Source organism: Streptomyces krungchingensis, assembly GCF_054729265.1.
The window spans coordinates 633542-652885 of record NZ_JBPUKY010000001.1 but is presented as its reverse complement, the minus strand read 5'-3'; the positions used below and the strand labels follow the sequence as shown (position 1 = coordinate 652885).

Genomic DNA, 19344 nt, shown 5'->3' with positions numbered 1-19344 from the left:
CGAATGGGCATTTCACAGGCCGCGCGGCGGCTCCTAGCGTCGGAGACATGACCGACACGCGTCTTCGTACGTCCCCGTCCACGCCGCTCCGCACGCCCGGTGCCGCTCATGCATCGGGCCCTCGCGGGCAGGCGGGTGCGGCCGTCGGTCTGGTGATCGGCGGCATCTTCTCGCAACAGTTCGGCGCCGCCGTCGCGAGCCTGCTCTTTCCGCGGGTCGGCGCCCTGGGGGTGGTGTCGTTGCGGCTGACCCTGTCGGCGGTGATGCTGCTGGCCGTGTGCCGCCCCGCGACACGCGGGTACCGGCGGGCGGACTGGGCGGTCGTCGTGGCCTTCGGGACGGCGCTGGCCGGCATGAACACCTTGTTCTACCTGGCCATTGCCCGTATCCCGCTGGGGGCCGCGGTCACCCTGGAGGTACTGGGGCCGCTGGCACTGTCCGTCGTGGCCGCACGCCGGGCGAGCAGCTGGGTGTGGGCGGCCCTGGCGCTGACCGGCGTGACACTGCTGGGCCGCGGTGGTCTCCACGGGCTCGACCTCGCGGGCGCCGGATGCGCCCTGGGTGCGGGGGCCACATGGGCCGCGTACATCCTGCTGTCCGCGCGGACGGGCAGCCGGTTCCCGAAGGCCGACGGTCTCGCGCTGGCCATGGCCGTCGGCGCCCTGCTCAGCCTGCCGGCGGGGCTGGCCGAGCAGGGCGGCGCCCTCTTCCACCCGCTGACCCTGGCGCTGGGCGCGGTCGTGGCCCTGCTGTCGTCCGTCCTGCCCTACACCCTGGAGCTGTTGGCCCTGCGGCGGCTACGGCCTTCGACGTTCGCGGTGCTCATGAGCCTCGCCCCGGCGATCGCGGCGCTCGCGGGTTATCTCGTCCTGGACGAGAGCCTCGGCGCGACCGAGGTCCTGGCCGTCGCCCTCGTCGTCGCCGCCGGCGCCGGCGCCGTACGCGCGTCGGCCCACCGGCCGCACGCCCCGCTCGCCGACTGACGTCGGTGTGAAGCAGCCGCGAAGCGGACCCCGACCGCGCGCCGGGACAGGCGCGCGACCGCCGACTCCGTTGTCGGCCGGGCGAGTCGGCGGCGGCCTGCGCAACCGTCCGGACCGCTCGGCGGGCAGCGGGACGGTTCGTCTCTGCCCCCGCTGTGGGACACGGAAATACGGTCACCCCTGAGCGGAAGTCTGCTTCTCGTGCGGAGTATGACCGTGCGCGAGGTCCGGCGCGAACGAGTCCGCCGGCCCGGGTGACCGGGAGCCCACGACCCTCGTCACGCCGGCAGGCAGCCGGTGTCGGCCGAGCAGGCGGTCGAGACGGGCGCCGAGCGCCGCTCCCAGCACCGGCGCCACCAGGTAGATCCACAGATCCTCGGTCCGACCCGCAAGTACGGCGGGTCCGAGCTGACGGGCGGGGTTGACCGAGCCCCCGCTGCGGGTGCCGAGCAGGGCGATCACCAGCGCGACGGACAGCCCGATGGCGTACGGCAGCAGGCGGGTCCCGCGGGAACGGGCCAGGAGGAACCCGACGACGAGGACGATGGCCGCCATGCCTCCTGCCTCGGCGAGAAAGACGGACACCGGCTGCCAGCTCGGCGCGGGCCTGATCGCGGCGTAGCCGACCGACGGCAGGGCGACGGGACGTCCCCACACCAGACGTGCCAGGCCCGCCCCCGCCGCGGAACCCGCGAGTTGGGCCAGCACGTAGGGCAGTACCCTGCGCCTCGGGAAGGTGCCCATCAGCCACAGCGAGACCGTCACGGCGGGATTCATGTGCCCTCCGCTCCGCCTCCCCGGCGCGGTGAGGATCAGAGCGGTGAGGACGGCCCCGCTGAAGGCGCCGAGGACCGCGATGGCGACGTCGAGGTCGGCGACGTAGAGGGCGGAGCCCGGATCGCGCAGCCATCGGACGGCCGTCACCGCGATGAACAGCATGACGGTGGCGAGCACGAACTCATCGGCGGCACGGGCCAGGGACGGCCGGCGTGCAAGGGAAGGAACGGTACTCACCGTGATCTCCTGGAGGTGGCGTGCCGGACGAAGAGCCGGTGGGTCACGTCGTGGGCGTGTAGTGACCGGGGACGAGGCGGGTCGACACCCCGAAGCGGTTCCACGCGTTGATCGTCGTGATCGCCACGATCAGGCGGGCGAGCTCGGTCTCGTCGAACTCGGCCGCGGCCCGCGCGTACACCTCGTCCGGCACGAAGCCGTCCGTGAGCACGGTGATCGTCTCGGTCAGCTCGATCGCCGCGATCTCCTTGGCCGTGTAGAAGTGCTTCGACTCCCGCCAGGCGTCGAGCTGGAGGATCCGCTCCGCCGACTCGCCCGCGCCCAGCGCGTCCTTGCTGTGCATGTCGAGGCAGTAGGCGCAGTGATTGATCTGGGACGCGCGGATCTTGACCAGGTCCAGCAGGACGGGCTCCACGCCGTGCTTCGCCACCGTGTCCAGGCGGACCATGGCCTTGAAGGCCTCCGGGGCGAGCGTCGCCCAGTCCAGGCGGGGTGTGTGTGCGGAGAGGCGCTTCGGGCTTTCGTGTGCTTCGTTCGTGTTCATGACGGCAACGCTACGCAGGCAGTGGCACTGAAGTAGGGTCCATCTCCGTGACAAATTCCCAGACCAATTCGGAGGGCGGTCCGGCCGCTGAACCCGGCACCGACCTCCATCTGGATCTGCGCGGGCCCGGGCTGCGCGCCGGGCTCACCGACGCGCTGCGGGACGCCGTGCGCACGGGGCGGCTCGCGCCCGGCACGAGGCTGCCACCGTCCCGCACACTCGCCGCCGATCTCGGTGTCTCCCGCAACACCGTCACCGACGCCTACGGCGAACTCGTCGCCGAGGGCTGGCTCAGCGCCCAGCAGGGATCCGGGACCCGAGTGGCCGCACGGCCCGCGCGACACGGCGCCGCACCCGCCGTCCCTCGTGCGCAGACGACCCCGAAACGCCCTCTGTATGTCATGCAGCCGGGTGCGCCGGACCTCGCTAGGTTCCCCCGCGCCCAGTGGCTCACCGCCGCCCGTCGCGCCATGAATGCGGCACCCTACGATGCCTTCGGCTACGGGGACGGTCTCGGTCAGCTCCGCCTGCGCACCGCCCTCGCGGACTATCTGGCGAGGGCTCGCGGTGTGTACGCGGAGCCGGACCGCATCGCCGTATGCTCCGGCTTCCACCACGGGCTCGCGCTGATGGCACAGGTGCTGAGGGAGCGTGAAGTACAGGCGGTGGCCGTCGAGTCGTACGGACTCGACCTCTATCGCGACCTGCTGACCGGCGCGGGCCTGCGCACCCCGCCCGTCCAGGTCGACGAACACGGGGCCCGGACCCAGGACTTGGCGCGGACGGACGACATCGGCGCGGTGCTGATGACACCCGCCCACCAGTACCCCACGGGCGTCGCGCTGCGCCCGGACCGGCGTACGGCGGCTGTCGAGTGGGCGCGCAGCACCGGCGGATTCGTCCTGGAGGACGACTACGACGGGGAGTTCAGATACGACCGACAGCCGGTGGGCGCCCTGCAGGGCCTCGACCCCGACCGGGTGGTGTACTTCGGCTCCGCGAGCAAGTCACTGGCGCCCGGCATCCGGCTCGGCTGGATGGTCCTGCCGCAGGAACTGGTCCCGGACATCGTGGCGGCCAAAGGCTTCGGCGACTACATGTCGAGCGCGCTGGAACAGCTGACGCTCGCCGAGTTCCTGACGTCGGGCGCGTACGACCGTCATGTGCGCGCGATGCGGCTGCACTACCGCCGCCGCCGCGACCAACTGGTCACGGCCCTGGCTCTGAGAGCCCCGCACGTCCGTGTGGCCGGGATGGCCGCCGGACTGCAGGCCGTCCTCGAACTCCCGCAAGGAACGGAGCGATCGGTCGTCCAGGAGGCCGCGCGGCAGGGCCTCGCCGTCAGCGGGCTCGCCGAGTTCCGCCACGAAGCGTCCGACCCCGCCCGTCAACTGCCCGGACAGGACGCGCTCGTGGTGAACTACGCGGCTCCCTCGGACAGTGCGTGGACAGGTGCGCTGAACACCTTGTGCACGGTGATGCCCTAACTTGATCTTTAACCTGTGCGGCGGGGTCGTGGGGTGGTGGACGTCTTCGTCCGTGGCTTCGGCGCCGGTGTTTTGCGGGGTGTGTGCACGTCGTGGCGGGGTGTGGGCCGGGTGTTCTTTCTGCCTGGAGGTCGTCCGGGGCCGGGGCGGGAGGGTTTCGGTGCTTGGGCCGGGCAGCTGGCCTTGGGGCGGATGTGCCGAAAATCGCGGCGGACTCGGGCGGGGGTGAGCCTGTCCGGCGGGGTCGGCTGCTCCCACGGCCGACGCAGGTCGGCTGCCAGCGTTCGGGCGAGCCGCAGTTGGGTGTAGCCGGCGAGGATCAGCCAGGTCCATCGGTCGGCCGCCTCGGGGCTGCGGATCTTCGGGGAGGTCCAGCCGAGGGTCTGCTTGAACAGGCGGAAGGTGTGCTCGATGTCGAAGCGTCGCAGGTATGCCTGCCAGAGACGGTCGGCGTCCGCCGGGGTGGCGTCGGTGCCGGACCACCACAGCCAGACCGGCTTCGGGGTTGCTCCGCTGGGCAGGTGGCCGATGTCCAAGCGGATCACCGTCCCTTCGACGATGGGGAGGGTGCCGTCGGCGGCTGCCCAGGAAGAGCGGTGGGTCAGTCTGGGGTGCAGTCGGTCCCAGGAACGGGCCCTGGCGGTGCCGTAGAGACGTGTGTCGGTAACCGTTTCGGTGTCCGCGGTGCCCCAGGTGTCAGGCTGCCCGAAGACGAACTCGCCGCCGTGCCGCGGCGGTCGGCCCTGGGTGTGCGGGAGGCGCGGTGGGACAGCCCTGCGCAGGACGCGGTCGGAGCGCATCCTGGCCAGCACCTTCACCGGCAGGTCACTCAGGAGGAAGCCGAGGCGGGGTGCGTCGTATCCGGCGTCCGCGACGATGAGGATGTCCGGGTCGCCCGTCTGCCACTGCCCTGCGGTGATCAGTCGCTGAAGCAGATCGCGCAACTGCCGGGCGGTGACCGTGGCGGTGTCGTCCCCGGGCCTCAGACGCAGTGCGTCCAGCGGTGCGGTCCATGAGCTGCGGCCCGGCTCGAGCGCGCAGATGATCGAATAGGGCCAGCCGGGGACCGGGATGTGTTGGTCCTTGCCCCGACCGTAGGTGTGGCACAGGATCCGTTCCGGTGAGGTGTGGGCGTCGGGCCGCAGCCAGCAGGTGACATCGACAGCCAGGACCAGCCGGCCGTCGGCAGCCCGCGGCAGTGGCACTGCGGCCAGTGCCCGTCGCAGCCCGCCGGCATCGATGCGTCCACGGGCCACTGCCGCGTAGAGCCCTCCATGGCCGCGGCGGTGTTCACCCACCAGTGACAGCTCGGCCAGCGATCTCACCGGGCCGTCGTCGCGCAGAACGGCATCAGCCAGCTCGAACAACGTGTCCGAACGAGCGGTCAGACAGGCGTAGAACTCGCCCCGGAAGCATGACAGTTGTGCCAATGCCTCCGATCGGGCGTTGTGATGCAGCAGACTCATCCTCACGGCCTTCGTGCTGGACGTGTGTGTTCCTTGGTCGGAACACATGTTCAGCCGAAGGCCGCTTCTGCGTAGGGCGGATACCGAACCGAGTGATCAAGTTCGACGCACCATTCGACATCGAGCGTTAAAGATCAAGCTAAGGGCTGTCCCGTAATCCCTGGTGGATCAGCGCGCGGCGTCAGATGCGGTGCATCGCGGGGCGGAGGGTCGTCCTCATACTGGGTGTATTCGGGCGATCCGACAACGCGGCGAGGTGCCGTAGCTGTCGTCGTGCGCCCGCCAGGGATTACGGGACAGCCCTTAGACACACGGGCATGGCCGGATGCCCGCACGGGGGCCGATCACCGCGGCACGACGCACTCCTGCAGGTATGCGAAGGCGTCGGCAGCGGTGTCCGCCGGGAAGAACAGCTCGTTCAGACGCACAGGCAGGAAGCCCTCCTCCTCCATGCGGCGGAGCTGGAGCGTCAGCCCGTCGTAGAAACCGGCCGAGTTCAGCAGCACCACCGGCTTGTCGTGCAGGCCGTGCTTCCTGAGCTCCAGGACCTCGGTCACCTCGTCCAGGGTGCCCAGGCCGCCCGCCAGCACGACCACCGCGTCCGCACGGGCCAGCAGCAGGGCCTTCCGTTCGGCGAGGTCATCGGCGACCACCATCTCGTCGGCGTCCTGCCGGGCCCACTCCCGCAGGAAGGAGACCGACACCCCCTCCAGCCGCCCTCCGGTCTCCCGCACCCCATCGGCGACGACCTTCATCAGCCCGGTGTCGGATCCACCCCAGACCAAGGTATGGCCGCCCTTGCCGAGCAACTCCGCGAGTTCGCGGGCGGGCCGGGTGTAGCGCTCGTCGAGGTCGGCGGCGGAGAGAAAGACACAGATCCTCATCGTGAGGGGCGTTGCTACTGTCATGATCCCGACCGTACGTACGGGACCTCGCGGTCGCAGGGACCAATTCCCGGATGACGGAGGGGACCAATAGGCCGCCGCGTCGGGTGCCGGCACGCGAGCGGGCCGTGCGCGCACGGGAACGGGAACTCGAATCGGGCCATCGGCGAACAGCAGGTGACCATGCCCGCGTCTTCGAGGGAAAAACATGAGCCTAAGAGGCGACCGATGACCGTTTCACCGAGCGTCGGAGTCCATCGTGCCGAGGGCACGGACGAACGGCCGGACTCCGACGCCTCGGTGATCGAACGGTCCTGGGACGAGCCCGATGCCTTCGCCGTGCTGTTCGACCGCTACGCCGACGACATCCACCGGTACGCGGCCCGGCGGCTGGGTGCCGACGCGGCGGACGACCTGATGGCGGAGACCTTCGTGATCGCCTTCCAGCGACGGCGCCGCTACGACCTGGCGAGGGCCCAGGCGCGCCCGTGGCTGTACGGGATCGTCACCCATCTCGTCGGTGAGCACCGGAGGGCCGAGGCGCGCCATCTCCGGGCAATGGCGCGGGTCGCCGCCGGCGTCCCCGACGAGGGAGGCGGCGAGCCGATGGCCGAGCGGGTGGCCGACCGGGTCACCGCCGAGAGCGCCCGCGGTGCGCTGGCGGGCTGCATCGCCAAGCTGCCGGCCCGCTACCGGGACGTACTGCTGGTGATCGCCTGGGGTGATCTCGACTACGCGGAGGCCGCGGAGGCCCTGGGGGTACCGGTGGGCACCGTCCGCTCACGGCTGCACCGGGCTCGAAGGAGACTGCGCGACGCGTTGGGCGGGTCCGATCCCACAGCCCTGCAAGAGTTCCAGGAGGAGCCCGACCATGGATGACCTCACCTCCGTGAAGGAGTTGGAGGCGGACACGCCTCCCCTGACCGCCGAGGCGCGTGCCGCCGCCCGCACCCGGCTGATGACCGCCATCGGACGGGAGAGCCGCGGGGGAGTCGCTCTCGCTCTGCCCAGGCGGACGGTGTTCCGTGTCGCGGTGGCGGCGACGGTCGCCGCGGCAGCGGCGGGAACCGTGCTGGTGGCCTCGGCGGACGGCGGGGACCCCCGGTCCCCGAGGATGACCACGCTCAGCGCGGCGCAGGTGCTGCACAAGGCCGCGGACAGGACGCGGTCCACCGGCGCCGGCCTGCCGGTCCCGCGCAACGACCAGTACTTCTACACGAAGACCTACACCACGCGAACGCCCTTGAAGGGCGGCAGGACCAGGACGTGGACGGACGAGAGCTGGATGTCCGTGGACGGCTCCAAGCCTTCGCGCCGGCAGGAGTACGGCAAGATCCACAACGACCCGCCGCTGGGGGAGCACGAGGTGCAGTGGCCGCCCAATGAGTACGCGAAGCTGCAGAAGTGGCCGACCGACCCCGGCGAACTGCTCAAGTGGCTCGGCCGAGGGCGGATCCAGGTCGTCGAGCCGTCCAGCACGAAGGCCGGCGGGCCCGCGCCCGACCCCGACAGGATGGTGTTCACGGAGGCATGTCTGCTCATGCAGGGGCCGCGGGTCATGCCGCCCGGCCTGCAGGCCGCCGCTTTCGAGGCCCTGGCGAAACTGCCGCGCATCAAGGTGGACGAGGACGAGGTCGACGCGCTGGGCCGGCACGGGGTCGGGGTGTCGTACCCCCACCTGACCTTCACGTTCGTCTTCGACCGTGAGACCTACGACTACCTGGGCATTCGTCTCAAGGGCAGCACCGACAAGCGCGTCGACGGCGAGTGGCGACAGACGGACAGGTACGTCGAGATGCGCAGCCGTCAGGCGGTGGGTGTGGTCGATCGGATCGGCCGGCGTCCCTAGGCCCTCGAAGGGCCTGTGGCGACGGGAGCTGGGGCCGGGGCGTGTTGACGCGCGCCCCGGCGCGGCCGAGGCCGAGGAGGCAGCCGACGGCCGCCTGGGAGGGGCCTTGAGGGCCCGCCCAGGGGGCGCCCACCGGACCCGCCGAGGGGTGCAGGGGAATGGCGGACGGACGGCCACGTGTTGGTTGGGGCAGGACGACCAGTTCTGGAGCACCATGTGAGCCCTGCGAGCATCACCATCTCCGTGGCCGAGACCGTGCGGTCCTCGCTCCGCGCGGCGCCGCACTGGCTGTGGCTGGCAGGCCCCCTCCTGCTGATCGTCGCGATCCCCGTGGCGGACGCGTTCCTGCCGCCGGACATCCATCTCGCGCACCTGCTGGTCGTCGCCGTGGCGGTCACCGCCGTCGCCTTCGGCCCCTGGCTCACCGCGCTCGTCGGCGCGCTGGCCGTACTCGCGTTGGTCGCCGCCGGAACGGTACGGCACACCCTGACCACCGAGAGTGTCGTCGTCGAGATCGCCGCCCTCGTCGCCGTCTGCGCCTTCCTGGTCTTCTTCACCTACCTGCGGGGCCGGCGCGATCAGGAGCTGGTGCATGTGCGCTCGGTCTCCGACGCGACACAGCGTGTGGTGCTGCGCCCGCTCCCGGAGCACGCCGGGCCGATCTCCTTCGCCTCGGAGTACCACAGCGCCGAGGCCGACACGGGCATCGGCGGTGACCTCTACGCGGCGGCCCGCGTCCCGGGCTCCACACGCGTGCTCATCGGGGACGTCCGCGGCAAGGGCCTCGCCTCGATCAGCGACACGGCGATCGTGCTGGGCGCCTTCCGCGCCGCCGCCCACCGTCCGGTCCCGCTGCCGGAGCTGGTCGCGTACATCGAGGACGCCGTCGGCTGGGGGCTGGCGGAGTTCTCCGGGCTGGAGGAGGACGCCGCCGAGCGCTTCGTGACCGCGGCGGTGCTGGACATCCCGGACGACGAGCCGGTGGTCCACGTGGTCAGCTGCGGCCACCCGCCGCCCCTCCTGCTGCGCCACCTGAACGGGACGGCCACCGCGCTGACGGTGCCCGAGCCGTCACCGCCGCTCGGGCTCGGCGTGGCGATCGACACCACCTATGCGGCGGCCACCTTCCCGTTCGAGCACGGTGATCGCCTGGTGCTCTACACCGACGGCGTCAGCGAGGCCCGCAACGAGCGGGGCGTCTTCTATCCGCTCGCCGAACGTGTCGCGGCCTGGGCGGACCAGCCGCCCGTGCCGCTGGTCGAAAGCCTCACCGCGGACCTGCGGGACTACGTGGGGGGCCGACTGCACGACGACATGGCCGTGATCGTCATCCAGCGGGACGGGGCACCTTCGGAGCAGTCGCCGTCCGAGGCCGCCTGAGCACAGTCGCCGTCCGAGGCCGCCTGAGCGCGGTCCCCGGCGCTGCCGCGGCAGCCCGCGTCAGAGCAGATCCTCGATCGTGATCGGCATCTTGTGGATGCGACGGCCGGTCGCGTGCCAGACGGCGTTCGCGATCGCGGCGGCGGCACCGACCTGACCGACCTCGCCGACACCCTTCACACCGAGCGGGTTGACGACGCTGTCCTCGACCTCGATCAGCTCGACATCGACGTCGGGCGCGTCCGCGTTCACCGCGACCAGGTACTCACCCAGGCTCGTGTTGGCCCAGCGGCCCGTACGCGGGTCCGTGTGGTTGGCCTCCAGCAGCGCCTGGCCCAGGCCCCAGAGCATGCCGCCCATGAGCTGGCTGCGGGCCGTCTTCGGGTTGAGGATCCGGCCGGGGGCGAAAGCGCCGGTCATGCGTCGTACCCGGACCACACCGAGTTCGGGATCCACGGCCACCTCGGCGAACTGGGCACCGAACGTCATCATCGCGTACTCGGAGTCGCCGCCCGGCGGCTTCCACGCGCCGGACGCCTCGGCGTCCGGCTGGAAGTTGCGCTGCAACAGATCGACGTAGGAATCCGAGGCGGTTCCGGCCGTCATGACTCCGTCCTGGACGACCACGTCGACCGGGTTCGCGCCGTACAGCGGCCCGTTGGGGTCCGCCACGGCCTTCGCGATCAGTTGGTTGCGCAGGGCGGTCGCTGCACTGTGCACGGCGGCGCTGATCATCCCCGCGCCCGCCGAACCCACTGCGGCCGCGATGTTGGGGAGGTCGGTGTCGCCGCCCTCGAACCGGCAGCGGTCCACCGCCATGCCGAGCCCGTCGGCGGCGACCTGCGTCATCGCGGTGGCGACCCCCGTGCCGAAGTCGGGGGTGGCGGCCTGGACGACCGCGGTTCCGTCGGCGTAGAACCGGGCGCGGGCGCGCTGCGGATTGGCGGGCGGAGCGACCGGGTAACCCGCGCTGGCCATGCCCGTTCCGATCAGCCAGTTCCCGTCGCGGCGCATGCCGGGCCGCGGGTCGCGGCCCTCCCAGCCGAATCGCGCGGCACCCCGCTGATAGCACTCGCGCAGGCCGCTGCTGGACCAGGGATTGCCCGTCATGGGGCTCACGTCGGTGTAGTTGCGCAGCCGCAGCTCGATCGGCTCCACACCGAGTTCGTGCGCCAGCTCGTCCATGGCGCATTCCAGCGCGAACATGCCGCTGGCCTCGCCGGGCGCCCGCATGAACGTCGGGGTCATGGTGTTGGCGCGGAAGATCCGGTAGACGCCCTGGAAGTTCGGGCACGCGTAGATCTCCGACGAGACGCCGATCGAGGGCTCTGCCCAGTCGTCGAAGTGCGAGGTGGGGGAGAGCTTGAGATGCCGGATCGCGGTCAGCCGCCCCTCGCGCGTCGCGCCGAGGACGATCTGCTGTTCCTGCTCCTCGCGGTGTCCCACCGAGGTGAACATCTGCTCGCGGGTCAGCGCCAGTCTGACCGGCCTGCCGACCTCCCGGGCGGCCAGCGCCGCCAGCGCCACATGGTCGTGGATCATGGCCTTGGAGCCGAAGCTGCCCCCGACGAAGTGGCTGATGACGCGGATCTTCGACAGCGGGATGCCCAGCTGCCGGGCGACGGTGATCTGGGTGGCGTTGACGCCCTGGGTGGAGTCGTACAGCACCAGTTCGTCGCCCTGCCACTCGGCGGTCGTGCACGCGGGCTCGATGGGGTTGTGGTTGTTCGCGGCGTACGTGAACGTGGCCTCCACCCGCACGTCCGCCTGCGCGAGCCCCGCGTCGACGTCTCCACGCTCGACCCGTCCCGGCAGCCAGCCGCCGAAGATGCGCTCGGGCACATAGGCGTCGCCGCGGCCCTGGTTGAGGGTGGTGAGCGGGGCGGTCCCCTCGTACGAGACACGCAGCAGACTCGCGGCGTGCTGGGCCCGCTCCCAGGTGTCGGCGATGACGATCGCGATGTGCTGACCCACGTAGTGGACGGTGTCGTCCTGCATCGGGAAGAAGGTCTGCCCCGGTGCGGCGGTGCCCGCCAGTGACGGGATCAGCGGCGGCTGTTCGGCGATCCGCGGCAGGTTCCGGTGGGTGAGGACGGCGATGACGCCCTCCTCGGCCAGGGCGCGTTCCGTCTCGATCCCGGTCACCCGGCCACTGGCGATCCGGGATCCGACGAGGCAGGCGTAGGTCATGCCGGGGATCGGGATCTCGGCGGAGTAGCGGGCGGCGCCGGTGACCTTGGGGCGGCCGTCGACGCGGGACAGCGGCTGTCCGATTGCGGCTGCGGTGGTCATTCCGGGCTCTCGCTTCCGTTGCCGATGAGGGTGTCGAGGGCGCGCACGATCGCGCGCTGGGCGAGTTCGACCTTGAAGGCGTTCATGGTGGTCGGCTGCGCCTCGATCAGTTCCACCCGTGCCGCCTGGGCGAAGTTGTTCCGCTGTGCCGCCGCGCCGATCAGGAAGTCCTCGACCCGCCGGGCCCGCCACGGCTTGGTGGCCACGCCTCCGAGGGCCACGCGCACGTCCGCGATCGTGCCGTCCACGACGGACACCGCGGCCGCCACGGAGGCCAGCGCGAACTCGTAGCTCTCGCGGTCCCGGACCTTCAGGTAGAGCGAGTGGCGGGCCACGGGCGCCGCGGGCACCTCGATGGACGTGATGAGTTCGCCGTGCTCCATCGGGTGTTCACGGTGCGGGGAGTCACCGGGCAGCAGGAAGAAGTCGTCGAAGGCGTACGTGCGTTCGCGGTCGTCGGGGCCCAGCGTGTGCACCTGTGCGTCGAGGGCCATCAGCGCCACGGCCGCGTCGGAGGGGTGCGTGGCGATGCAGTGGGAACTCGTGCCGAGGACGGCGTGCCCGCGGCTGAACCCGTCGACGGCCGAGCACCCCGTGCCCGGTTCACGCTTGTTGCACGGTGACTCGGCATCCCGGTAGTACGAACACCGCACCTTTTGCAGGAGGTTGCCGCCCATGGAGGCCATGTGCCGCAGCTGCGCCGAGGCGCCGAGCTCCAGCGCCTGACTGAGCATGGGGAACCGCTCGCGCACCACGGGGGCCGCGGCGACCTCGCTCATCCGGGCCAGGGAGCCGATGCGCAGGCCCCCCTCGGGGGTGGTCTCGATCCGGTTCAGGGGAAGGCTGTTGATGTCGACGAGCCGCCGAGGATGCAGCACGTTCTGCCGCAGCAGATCGATCTCGGTGGTGCCGCCGGCGAGGAAGTCGCTGGTCGGGTCGGCGCTGACCGCGGCGATCGCCGCCGCGGTGTCGGTGGCGCGCGCGTAGGTGATGGGCCGCACGGCAAGGCTCCCTAGGCTCCGTCGCGGACTGCGCGGATCGCGGCCCGGATGTGGGGGTAGGCGGCGCAGCGGCAGATGTTGCCGCTCATCCACTCCTTGATCTCGGCGTCGTCGCCCGCGTGGCCCTCTTTGAGCAGCGCCGTCGCCGACATGATCTGGCCAGGAGTGCAGAAGCCGCATTGAAAGGCGTCCTCGGCGATGAACGCGTCCTGCATGGCGTGCAGTTCGTCGCCCTCCGCCAGCCCCTCGATGGTGGTCACCTCGCGTCCTTCGCAGGTCATGGCGAGCGTGAGGCAGGACAGTACGCGATTGCCATCGACCCAGACGGTGCAGGCGCCGCACGTGCCCTGGTCGCAGCCCTTCTTCGCACCGGTCAGGTCCAGGTGTTCGCGCAGCGCGTCGAGCAGGCTGACCCGCGGCTCGATCTCCACGGAGCGCTGCACGCCGTTGACCGTCAAGGTGACCGCGACCGGGCCCGGCCCTCGCTCTTCGAGGCCTTGCCCACGTTCGGTGAGGGGGGCCGGACTGTGTGCAGACATGGCAGACCTCCAGAAGGGGACGCATTCATCCTGATACAGGCGGATATGTGCTGCAACCGTACGATTTTGCCATGAGTGAGAGTGCGCACGAGGCCCGTGAGTCGGTGACCGTGGTCTTCACCTGGGAGGCGAAGCCCGGCATGGAGGCGGAGTTCGAGCGGTGGGCCCACGGGATCGAGACGGAGGCCGCCGCGTTCCTGGGCCATCAGGGGGTCACCTGGCTGCGCCCGGAGGAGGAGGACGGGCCCCGGCGGTACCACGCGGTGGTCAGGTTCGCCGGCACCGCGGACCTGGACCGCTGGATGGCCTCGCCGCAGCGGGCTGCCTGGCAGGACCGCGTCAGGCCCTACGCGCGGTCGGTACGGCCCAAGCTGACCACGACCGGCCTGGAGACCTGGTTCGACGTCCCCGGACTGCCGGTGCGGCCTCCGGCCCGCTGGAAGATGTCCTTGATGACGATCGTCGCCGTCTACCCGTTCGCCCTGCTGTACGACGGTCTGGTCGCCGAGTACTTCCGCGGCTGGCCGTTGCCCTGGCGGACGCTGGTCTTCCCGATCGTCCTCGCGCCCCTCCTCACCTATGCGGTGATGCCCTTCCTCAGCAGGGCGCTGCGGCGATGGCTCTATCCCGAGAGCTAGGGGGTTTCGTTTGGTTCAGCCCGGGTCCGCGACGCCCGGCACGGCACCTCGCCGCGTTGTCGGACCACCCGAGTACGCCCGGTACGCGGGTGATCCTCCGCCTTGCGATGCACCGCACCGGACGCCGCGGCCTGATCCGACCTGATCCAAACGAAACCCCCCAGGCCGCACGGGGTCCCGCGCCAGACGTTCGGCCGTCCTCCAGGGCCCGGACCCCGGGGCCGGCCGAGCGTGTCACCGTGGTCTGCGGGCCACGCTCCAGGCCGCGAGTACGGCGAGCAGCATGGTCAGCAGACCGGACAGGACCAGGCTGGTGCGCAGACCCGCGAGGGCGATCAGCGGACCGCCGGCCAGCAGGCCGAGCGGGGCGGCGACCGTCGAGCCCGTCGTCCACAGGGTGACGACCGGTTGCTGTTCGTCGTCACGGAGCCCGGACTGCAGGAAGCTGTAGGCGATCGGCGTGAAAGGCGCCCAGACCAGGCCGCCGAGACCGAAGACCACCATGGCCGCGGTCCGGTCTCCGATCCCGGCCAGCGCGATCGGGCAGAGTGCCCACAGTGCGATGACGGCTACGAGCAAAGGGCGTTGAGGGAGGCCGCGGAGACGGTCGACCAGAGCGGCACCCGCCAGTGCCCCGACGCCCAGCGCGGTCCAGAGCAGCCCGAGCCCGGACGCGCCGCTGTGCAGCGTGTCCCGCACGTACAGCGGCAGGGCGACCTCGATCGGCATGTAGAGGAAGTTGAAGAAGAAGACGACCACGAGCAGGTGTCCGGCCACCGGTCGGCGTCGCAGGACGCGCCACCCCGACTCGCGCCGCGGCTCACGTTCCGGTGTCTGCTCCCACGGTGCTTCGGGCGTCTGTTTCGACGGTGCGGGCGACGTCGACTCCGACGGTGCTTCCGGTGTCTGCTTCGATGGTGCTTCCGGTGTCTGCTCCGACGGCACTCGCGACGCCTTCTCCGACGGCGTTCTCTGCGGCTGCTGGGGCCCGTGTTCCGGCCCCTGCTCGGTCTCGTACGTCGGCCTGCCTTCCGGGGCGTGCTCCGGTTCCCGTCCGTCTGCCGCGCCGGCCACCGGTGCCCGCGGCACGCACCGCAGCACCGACACCAGCAGGATCAACGCCCCGCACGCGTCGGCGAACAGCGCCCGGCCCGCGCCGGCCCAGGCCACGAGCAGCCCGCCGGCCACCGGTCCGACGACCAGCAGCGCGAAGTTGCTGCCCAGTCCGAGCAGCCCGTTGACGGCGAACCGGTCCACGTCGTCCACCATCGAGGTGGCCAGGAGCCGGCGGCTGCTGGAGCCCGCCATCCGGCAGGTGCTGCCCAGCAGCAGCCCGCCGACCAGGACCGGCAGCGTGAGCCGGTCCGCCACCGCGAGCACGCCGAGTCCGGTGAACGCGACGGCGCGCAGGACACAGTCCGCGAGCAGCAGCCGACGCGGAGGTGCGGAGAACCGCCCCAGGCTGATGGCCAGGGCCAGCACCGTGGAGAGCAGGAACGGCGCCGCCTCCACCATCGCGATCGCGAGCGCCGCATCCAGTGACCCGTGAACGGCCAGTGTCTGCACGGGCATTGCGACGATCAGCATGCCCGTGCCGGCGTTCGCCAGCAGATCGCCCAGCAGCAGACCGGCCATCCGCCGGTTGCGCAGCAGGACGTCGCGGTACGAGCTGTTCGCCGGGACGAGCTCGGTGTCGGCTGCGGAGGGCACGGCGGGCTCCTTCGATGACCACCAGGCGTTCGGGCCGTTGGCGAGTCGGCTGAGTCGGGCTGTCGGTGACCGAGGCTGTCAGTGACCGACGCTGTCGGTGAAGATGCAGCCTGTCAGGGCGTGGCCCTGGAGGGACAGTGGTGGTGGAGTCCGGCTGTCCTGGTCGGGCGGTGGCGGTGAACCGGCAGACCCTGATGGGATCGTGGCGTGGAGGAAGCCGGTCCTGGCTGGACGGTGGCGGTGGCGGCCGGTCCGGGCCGGACAGCGGCCGTGATCCGGGCGTCCCGGGCGGCGGATGCGTGTCCGCCGCCCGGGTCCGGGCCGGTTCATCCCCAGGCGCCGGCGATCTGGCGGGTGGTGGCGTTGAGCCGGTTGAAGAGGTTGGTGACGCCGATCATCAGGATGATCGAGGCGAGTTGCTTCTCGTCGAAGTAGCTCGCCGCCGCGTCCCAGATCTCGTCGCCGACCGCGTCGGGGCGGTCCGCCAGCCGCGTCGCGGCCTCCGCCAGTGCGAGCGCCGCCCGCTCCTCCTCGCTGAAGTACGGGGTCTCGCGCCAGGCCACGACCGTGGCCAGCCGCTCGTCGCTCACCCCCGCCTTGCGGGCCGTCTTCGCACCGCCGTCCACACAGGCACTGCACCCGTTGATCTGGCTGACCCGCAGATGCACCAGCTCCAGCGTCTGCGCGTCCACCCCGCCGCTGTGCGCGGCCTTCAGGAGCGCCTGGATCGGCTGCATCGCGTCGGACAGGACGACGGCCGGGTTCTGCATACGAGACTGCATCTCAACTCTCCCTCTGGCGGTGGCGCCCCGTTCCCTCGGGGCGTGACTCCATGACAGCCGTTCGGGCTTGCCATGACGACGCCGGTGGGACACCGTGGGACAGCCGAAACGGCTTTCAACAGCGACGACTTGGCCCGGGAATTTCTGCCGGGCCGGGACAGTGAGGCGGGGGAACGGTGGTTGTGGAACAGCGGACGGCGAAGGCCGACGCGCCGGACGAGTTGGCGGCCAGACTGCGGCTGCTCCAGGAGCTGTCCGGGCGCGGCGTACGGGCTCTCGCGCGGGACACGGGCCTCAGCTCGTCGTCACTGTCGCGCTACCTCGGCGGGCAGACGGTGCCGCCGTGGCCCGCGGTGATCGCGCTCTGCCGGCTCGTCAAGCGCGACCCCCGCCCGCTGCGCCCGCTGTGGGAGCGGGCCTCGAACCCCCTGCCGGCGCCCCCGAAGTCCAGCCGTCAGGTCCAGCCCCCGTCCCCGCCCGCCGGCGCCCCGCGCCCGCCGCGCAACGATCTGCCGCGCGACATGCCGGACTTCACGGGGCGGGAGACCGAACTGACCGCCGTGCTCGCGGGTGTGCGCAGCAGTCGGGTGGTCGCCGTCGACGGCATGGCGGGCGTCGGCAAGACCTGTCTGGCGGTGCACGCCGCGCACCGGCTCGCCGACGACTACCCGGACGCCCAGCTCTATGTGGACCTGCACGGGTTCACCGACGGGCGCAGGCCGCTCGATCCGGACCCCGCGCTGCGCACACTGCTGGCCGCGCTCGACGTCCCCTCCGAGAAGGTCCCGCAGGAGGGCGGTGTCGAGCAGCTGGCCGCCTGCTGGCGCTCGGAACTGGCCCACCGCCGGGCCGTCGTGGTCCTCGACAACGCGGCCGACGCCGACCAGGTCCGCCCGCTGCTGCCCGGTGCCGGTCCCTCCGTCGCCCTGATCACCAGCCGCAACCGGCTGCTGGGCCTCGACGAGGTCCCCCCGGTGTCGCTGGACGTGCTGACCCCGGAGGAGAGCGCTGAGCTGCTGGCCCGTGCCAGCGGCGACCCCCAGGGGCCCGACGGGCGGCTGGCCCGCGACCCCGAGTCCGCGGCGGAGGTGCTCCGGCTGTGCGGTCATCTGCCGCTGGCCCTGCGGCTGGCCGCGGCCCGGCTGCGGCACCGGCCGGGCTGGACCGTGGGCATCCTCGTGGAGCGGATGGCGGAGGGAGTGGACGAGTTCGACACCGCGTTCGCCATGTCCGTACGGCAGTTGGACCGGAACCAGCGGCGCCTGTTCCGGCTGCTCGGTCTGCTGCCGGGGTCGTCCTTCGACGAGTACGTCGCGGCGGCCCTCGCGGACATTCCGCTGCGCAGCGCCCGCACCATGCTGGAGGACCTGCTCGACGCGCATCTCGTCCAGCAGCCGGCGGCCGGCCGTTACCGGCTGCACGACCTGGTCCATCAGCACGCGCGCCGTGCCTGCGTGGAGCAGGACTCACCCGCGGAACAGGAACGGGCACTCGGCCGGGTGCTCGACTACTACGTGCACGCGGCGGCCGCCGCGGACGCCGCGATGCCGTTCGTGTCGCCCGGCCGGGCGGCCTCCGCGGGCCGGCCTCCGGCGGAACTGCCGCGGTTCACCGACAAGAACGCCGCCCTCGGCTGGTTCGTCACGGAGTACACGAACCTGATGGCCGTCTTCGAGGCCGCGGTCGCCGCGGGGGCCGACGCGCACGTGTGCGAACTGCCGCGCTTCATGCGGGCCTTCTTTGCTCGGCGCTGCGGCACGACACATCTGAACGCCCTCTTCGAGAGGTCCCTCGCGGCGGCGGAGCGTCTGGGGGATCCGCTGCAATTGGCCGAGGCGCACAGCGACTTGGGCTTCGCGCGCTACAACGCGGGACGGATGCCGGAGGCAGGCGCGGCCTACGAGGCGGCGGCACCGCTGGTGTCCCGGGCGGGGGACACCCGGTCGGAGGCCGAACTGACCATGCGGCGCGGCTACCTGAGGTGGGACGAGGGATACGTCGAGGAGCCGCTGGAGTTCTTCCGGCTGGCCGGGAAGCTCTACGAGAAGGCCGACTGCCCGATGGGCGCGGCCCACGCGGTCGGCTACGAGGCCTGGGCGATGCTGCAACTGGGACACCGCGAGGAGGCGGCGCGACTGGCCCGTCAGGCGCTGGACGTCCCGCACGCCGACCCCGCGTGGCCGCCCACCCTGACGGCCCGGATCACGCTCGGTGTGGCCATCGCCGGGGAGGAACCCGACGAGGCCGCCGAGCATCTGCGGCAGGCGCTGGAGCTGGCCCGCGAGGACGGCCACAAGCACAACGAGGCGTGGTGCCTCAACTGCCTGGGGGTCGCGCTGCGGACGATGGGCCGGTACGAGGAGGCCCTGGACAGCCACCGGCAGGCCTTCGCTCTGCTGGACGAACTGTTCGAGGAGCACTGGAAGATCCATTTCCTCAACGGCTACGCGGAGACCTGCCGGCTGGCGGGTCTGCCCGAGGAGGCCCTGCGGCTGCACCGTGAGGCACTGGAGCTGGCGCCGCGGCTGGGGTACCGGTACGCGGAGGTGCTGGCCCACGAGGGCATCGCTGCCGTGCTCGACCAGACGGATCCGCCGGCGGCGGCCGAGCACCGCGCGGCGGGACAGGCCGTGCTGGAGGAACTCAGGCCGGGGGCCTGACCGGGCGGCACGTCCCGGCACGGCCCGCGCCGACGGCCCCACGCGTGGGACGGCGCTCGACCGAGGCACCCTCGGGTGTGCGGCCGGCAGGGGCATCCACGGGAGCGCTCCCGAC

General features: G+C 71.6%; 16 protein-coding genes. 7 read left to right on the top strand and 9 right to left on the bottom strand.

The window, feature by feature from the left end; all coding sequences use genetic code 11:
* The first annotated feature begins 47 nt into the window (after positions 1–47).
* Entirely contained in the window at positions 48–983 is a 936-nt protein-coding gene (locus ACSYGO_RS03000) for an EamA family transporter (RefSeq protein WP_460385685.1), read from the top strand.
* Positions 984–1157: 174 nt separating this feature from the next.
* Here the strand turns inward: ACSYGO_RS03000 and ACSYGO_RS02995 are convergent, their stop codons facing one another.
* Positions 1158–1997: an aquaporin gene (locus ACSYGO_RS02995; RefSeq protein ID WP_460385684.1), complete on the bottom strand. Its 840-nt coding sequence runs from the start codon at positions 1995–1997 to the stop codon at positions 1158–1160.
* 43 nt (positions 1998–2040) lie between these two features.
* The gene (locus ACSYGO_RS02990; RefSeq protein ID WP_460385683.1) at positions 2041–2541 is read right to left on the bottom strand and encodes a carboxymuconolactone decarboxylase family protein; all 501 of its coding nucleotides are present in this window, start codon (positions 2539–2541) and stop codon (positions 2041–2043) included.
* 47 nt (positions 2542–2588) lie between these two features.
* Between ACSYGO_RS02990 and pdxR the strand changes: the two genes are divergently transcribed.
* Entirely contained in the window at positions 2589–4028 is a 1440-nt protein-coding gene (gene pdxR, locus ACSYGO_RS02985; RefSeq protein WP_460385682.1) for a MocR-like pyridoxine biosynthesis transcription factor PdxR, read from the top strand.
* Positions 4029–4036: 8 nt separating this feature from the next.
* Here the strand turns inward: pdxR and ACSYGO_RS02980 are convergent, their stop codons facing one another.
* Together ACSYGO_RS02980 and ACSYGO_RS02975 are read right to left on the bottom strand one after the other, a co-directional pair.
* Positions 4037–5494, bottom strand: a complete 1458-nt coding sequence (locus ACSYGO_RS02980) for an NF041680 family putative transposase (protein WP_460385681.1) — start codon at positions 5492–5494, stop codon at positions 4037–4039.
* Between the two features lie 344 nt (positions 5495–5838).
* Positions 5839–6378 carry an LOG family protein gene (locus ACSYGO_RS02975; protein ID WP_432190527.1) on the bottom strand — a complete coding sequence of 180 codons (540 nt, stop codon included), beginning with the start codon at positions 6376–6378 and terminating at the stop codon, positions 5839–5841.
* A 228-nt stretch (positions 6379–6606) separates the two neighbouring features.
* On the opposite strand from ACSYGO_RS02975, the gene ACSYGO_RS02970 reads away from it, so the two are divergent.
* The 3 genes from ACSYGO_RS02970 (at position 6607) to ACSYGO_RS02960 (ending at position 9607) form a co-directional block, all read left to right on the top strand.
* Positions 6607–7257 carry an RNA polymerase sigma factor gene (locus tag ACSYGO_RS02970; protein WP_432177163.1) on the top strand — a complete coding sequence of 217 codons (651 nt, stop codon included), beginning with the start codon at positions 6607–6609 and terminating at the stop codon, positions 7255–7257.
* Positions 7250–8227: a CU044_5270 family protein gene (locus ACSYGO_RS02965; RefSeq protein ID WP_460385680.1), complete on the top strand. Its 978-nt coding sequence runs from the start codon at positions 7250–7252 to the stop codon at positions 8225–8227. The genes ACSYGO_RS02970 and ACSYGO_RS02965 overlap by 8 nt, the downstream gene beginning before the upstream one ends.
* A 216-nt stretch (positions 8228–8443) precedes the next feature.
* Positions 8444–9607, top strand: a complete 1164-nt coding sequence (locus ACSYGO_RS02960; RefSeq protein WP_460385679.1) for a PP2C family protein-serine/threonine phosphatase — start codon at positions 8444–8446, stop codon at positions 9605–9607.
* Positions 9608–9667: 60 nt separating this feature from the next.
* Here ACSYGO_RS02960 and ACSYGO_RS02955 read toward each other — a convergent pair whose 3' ends face one another.
* The 3 genes from ACSYGO_RS02955 to ACSYGO_RS02945 are packed head-to-tail and all read right to left on the bottom strand — an operon-like array spanning position 9668 to position 13439.
* Positions 9668–11899 (bottom strand): xanthine dehydrogenase family protein molybdopterin-binding subunit, encoded by a 2232-nt coding sequence (locus ACSYGO_RS02955; RefSeq protein WP_432177166.1) that lies wholly within the window; start codon positions 11897–11899, stop codon positions 9668–9670.
* Positions 11896–12900 carry an FAD binding domain-containing protein gene (locus ACSYGO_RS02950; RefSeq protein WP_432177167.1) on the bottom strand — a complete coding sequence of 335 codons (1005 nt, stop codon included), beginning with the start codon at positions 12898–12900 and terminating at the stop codon, positions 11896–11898. Before ACSYGO_RS02950 ends, ACSYGO_RS02955 begins: the two co-directional genes overlap by 4 nt.
* Positions 12901–12911: 11 nt before the next feature.
* A complete protein-coding gene (locus ACSYGO_RS02945; protein ID WP_432177168.1) occupies positions 12912–13439 on the bottom strand; it encodes a (2Fe-2S)-binding protein in 528 nt (175 codons plus the stop codon).
* A 71-nt stretch (positions 13440–13510) separates the two neighbouring features.
* Between ACSYGO_RS02945 and ACSYGO_RS02940 the strand changes: the two genes are divergently transcribed.
* Entirely contained in the window at positions 13511–14077 is a 567-nt protein-coding gene (locus tag ACSYGO_RS02940) for an antibiotic biosynthesis monooxygenase (protein ID WP_460385678.1), read from the top strand.
* 234 nt (positions 14078–14311) lie between these two features.
* On the opposite strand, the gene ACSYGO_RS02935 is transcribed toward ACSYGO_RS02940, so the two are convergent.
* Positions 14312–15787: an MFS transporter gene (locus ACSYGO_RS02935; RefSeq protein WP_460385677.1), complete on the bottom strand. Its 1476-nt coding sequence runs from the start codon at positions 15785–15787 to the stop codon at positions 14312–14314.
* A 326-nt stretch (positions 15788–16113) separates the two neighbouring features.
* Positions 16114–16569: a carboxymuconolactone decarboxylase family protein gene (locus ACSYGO_RS02930; RefSeq protein WP_435228941.1), complete on the bottom strand. Its 456-nt coding sequence runs from the start codon at positions 16567–16569 to the stop codon at positions 16114–16116.
* Between the two features lie 182 nt (positions 16570–16751).
* On the opposite strand from ACSYGO_RS02930, the gene ACSYGO_RS02925 reads away from it, so the two are divergent.
* On the top strand, positions 16752–19229 hold the full coding sequence (locus ACSYGO_RS02925; protein ID WP_460385676.1) for a tetratricopeptide repeat protein: 2478 nt from the start codon (positions 16752–16754) through the stop codon (positions 19227–19229).
* The last annotated feature ends 115 nt before the right edge of the window (positions 19230–19344 follow it).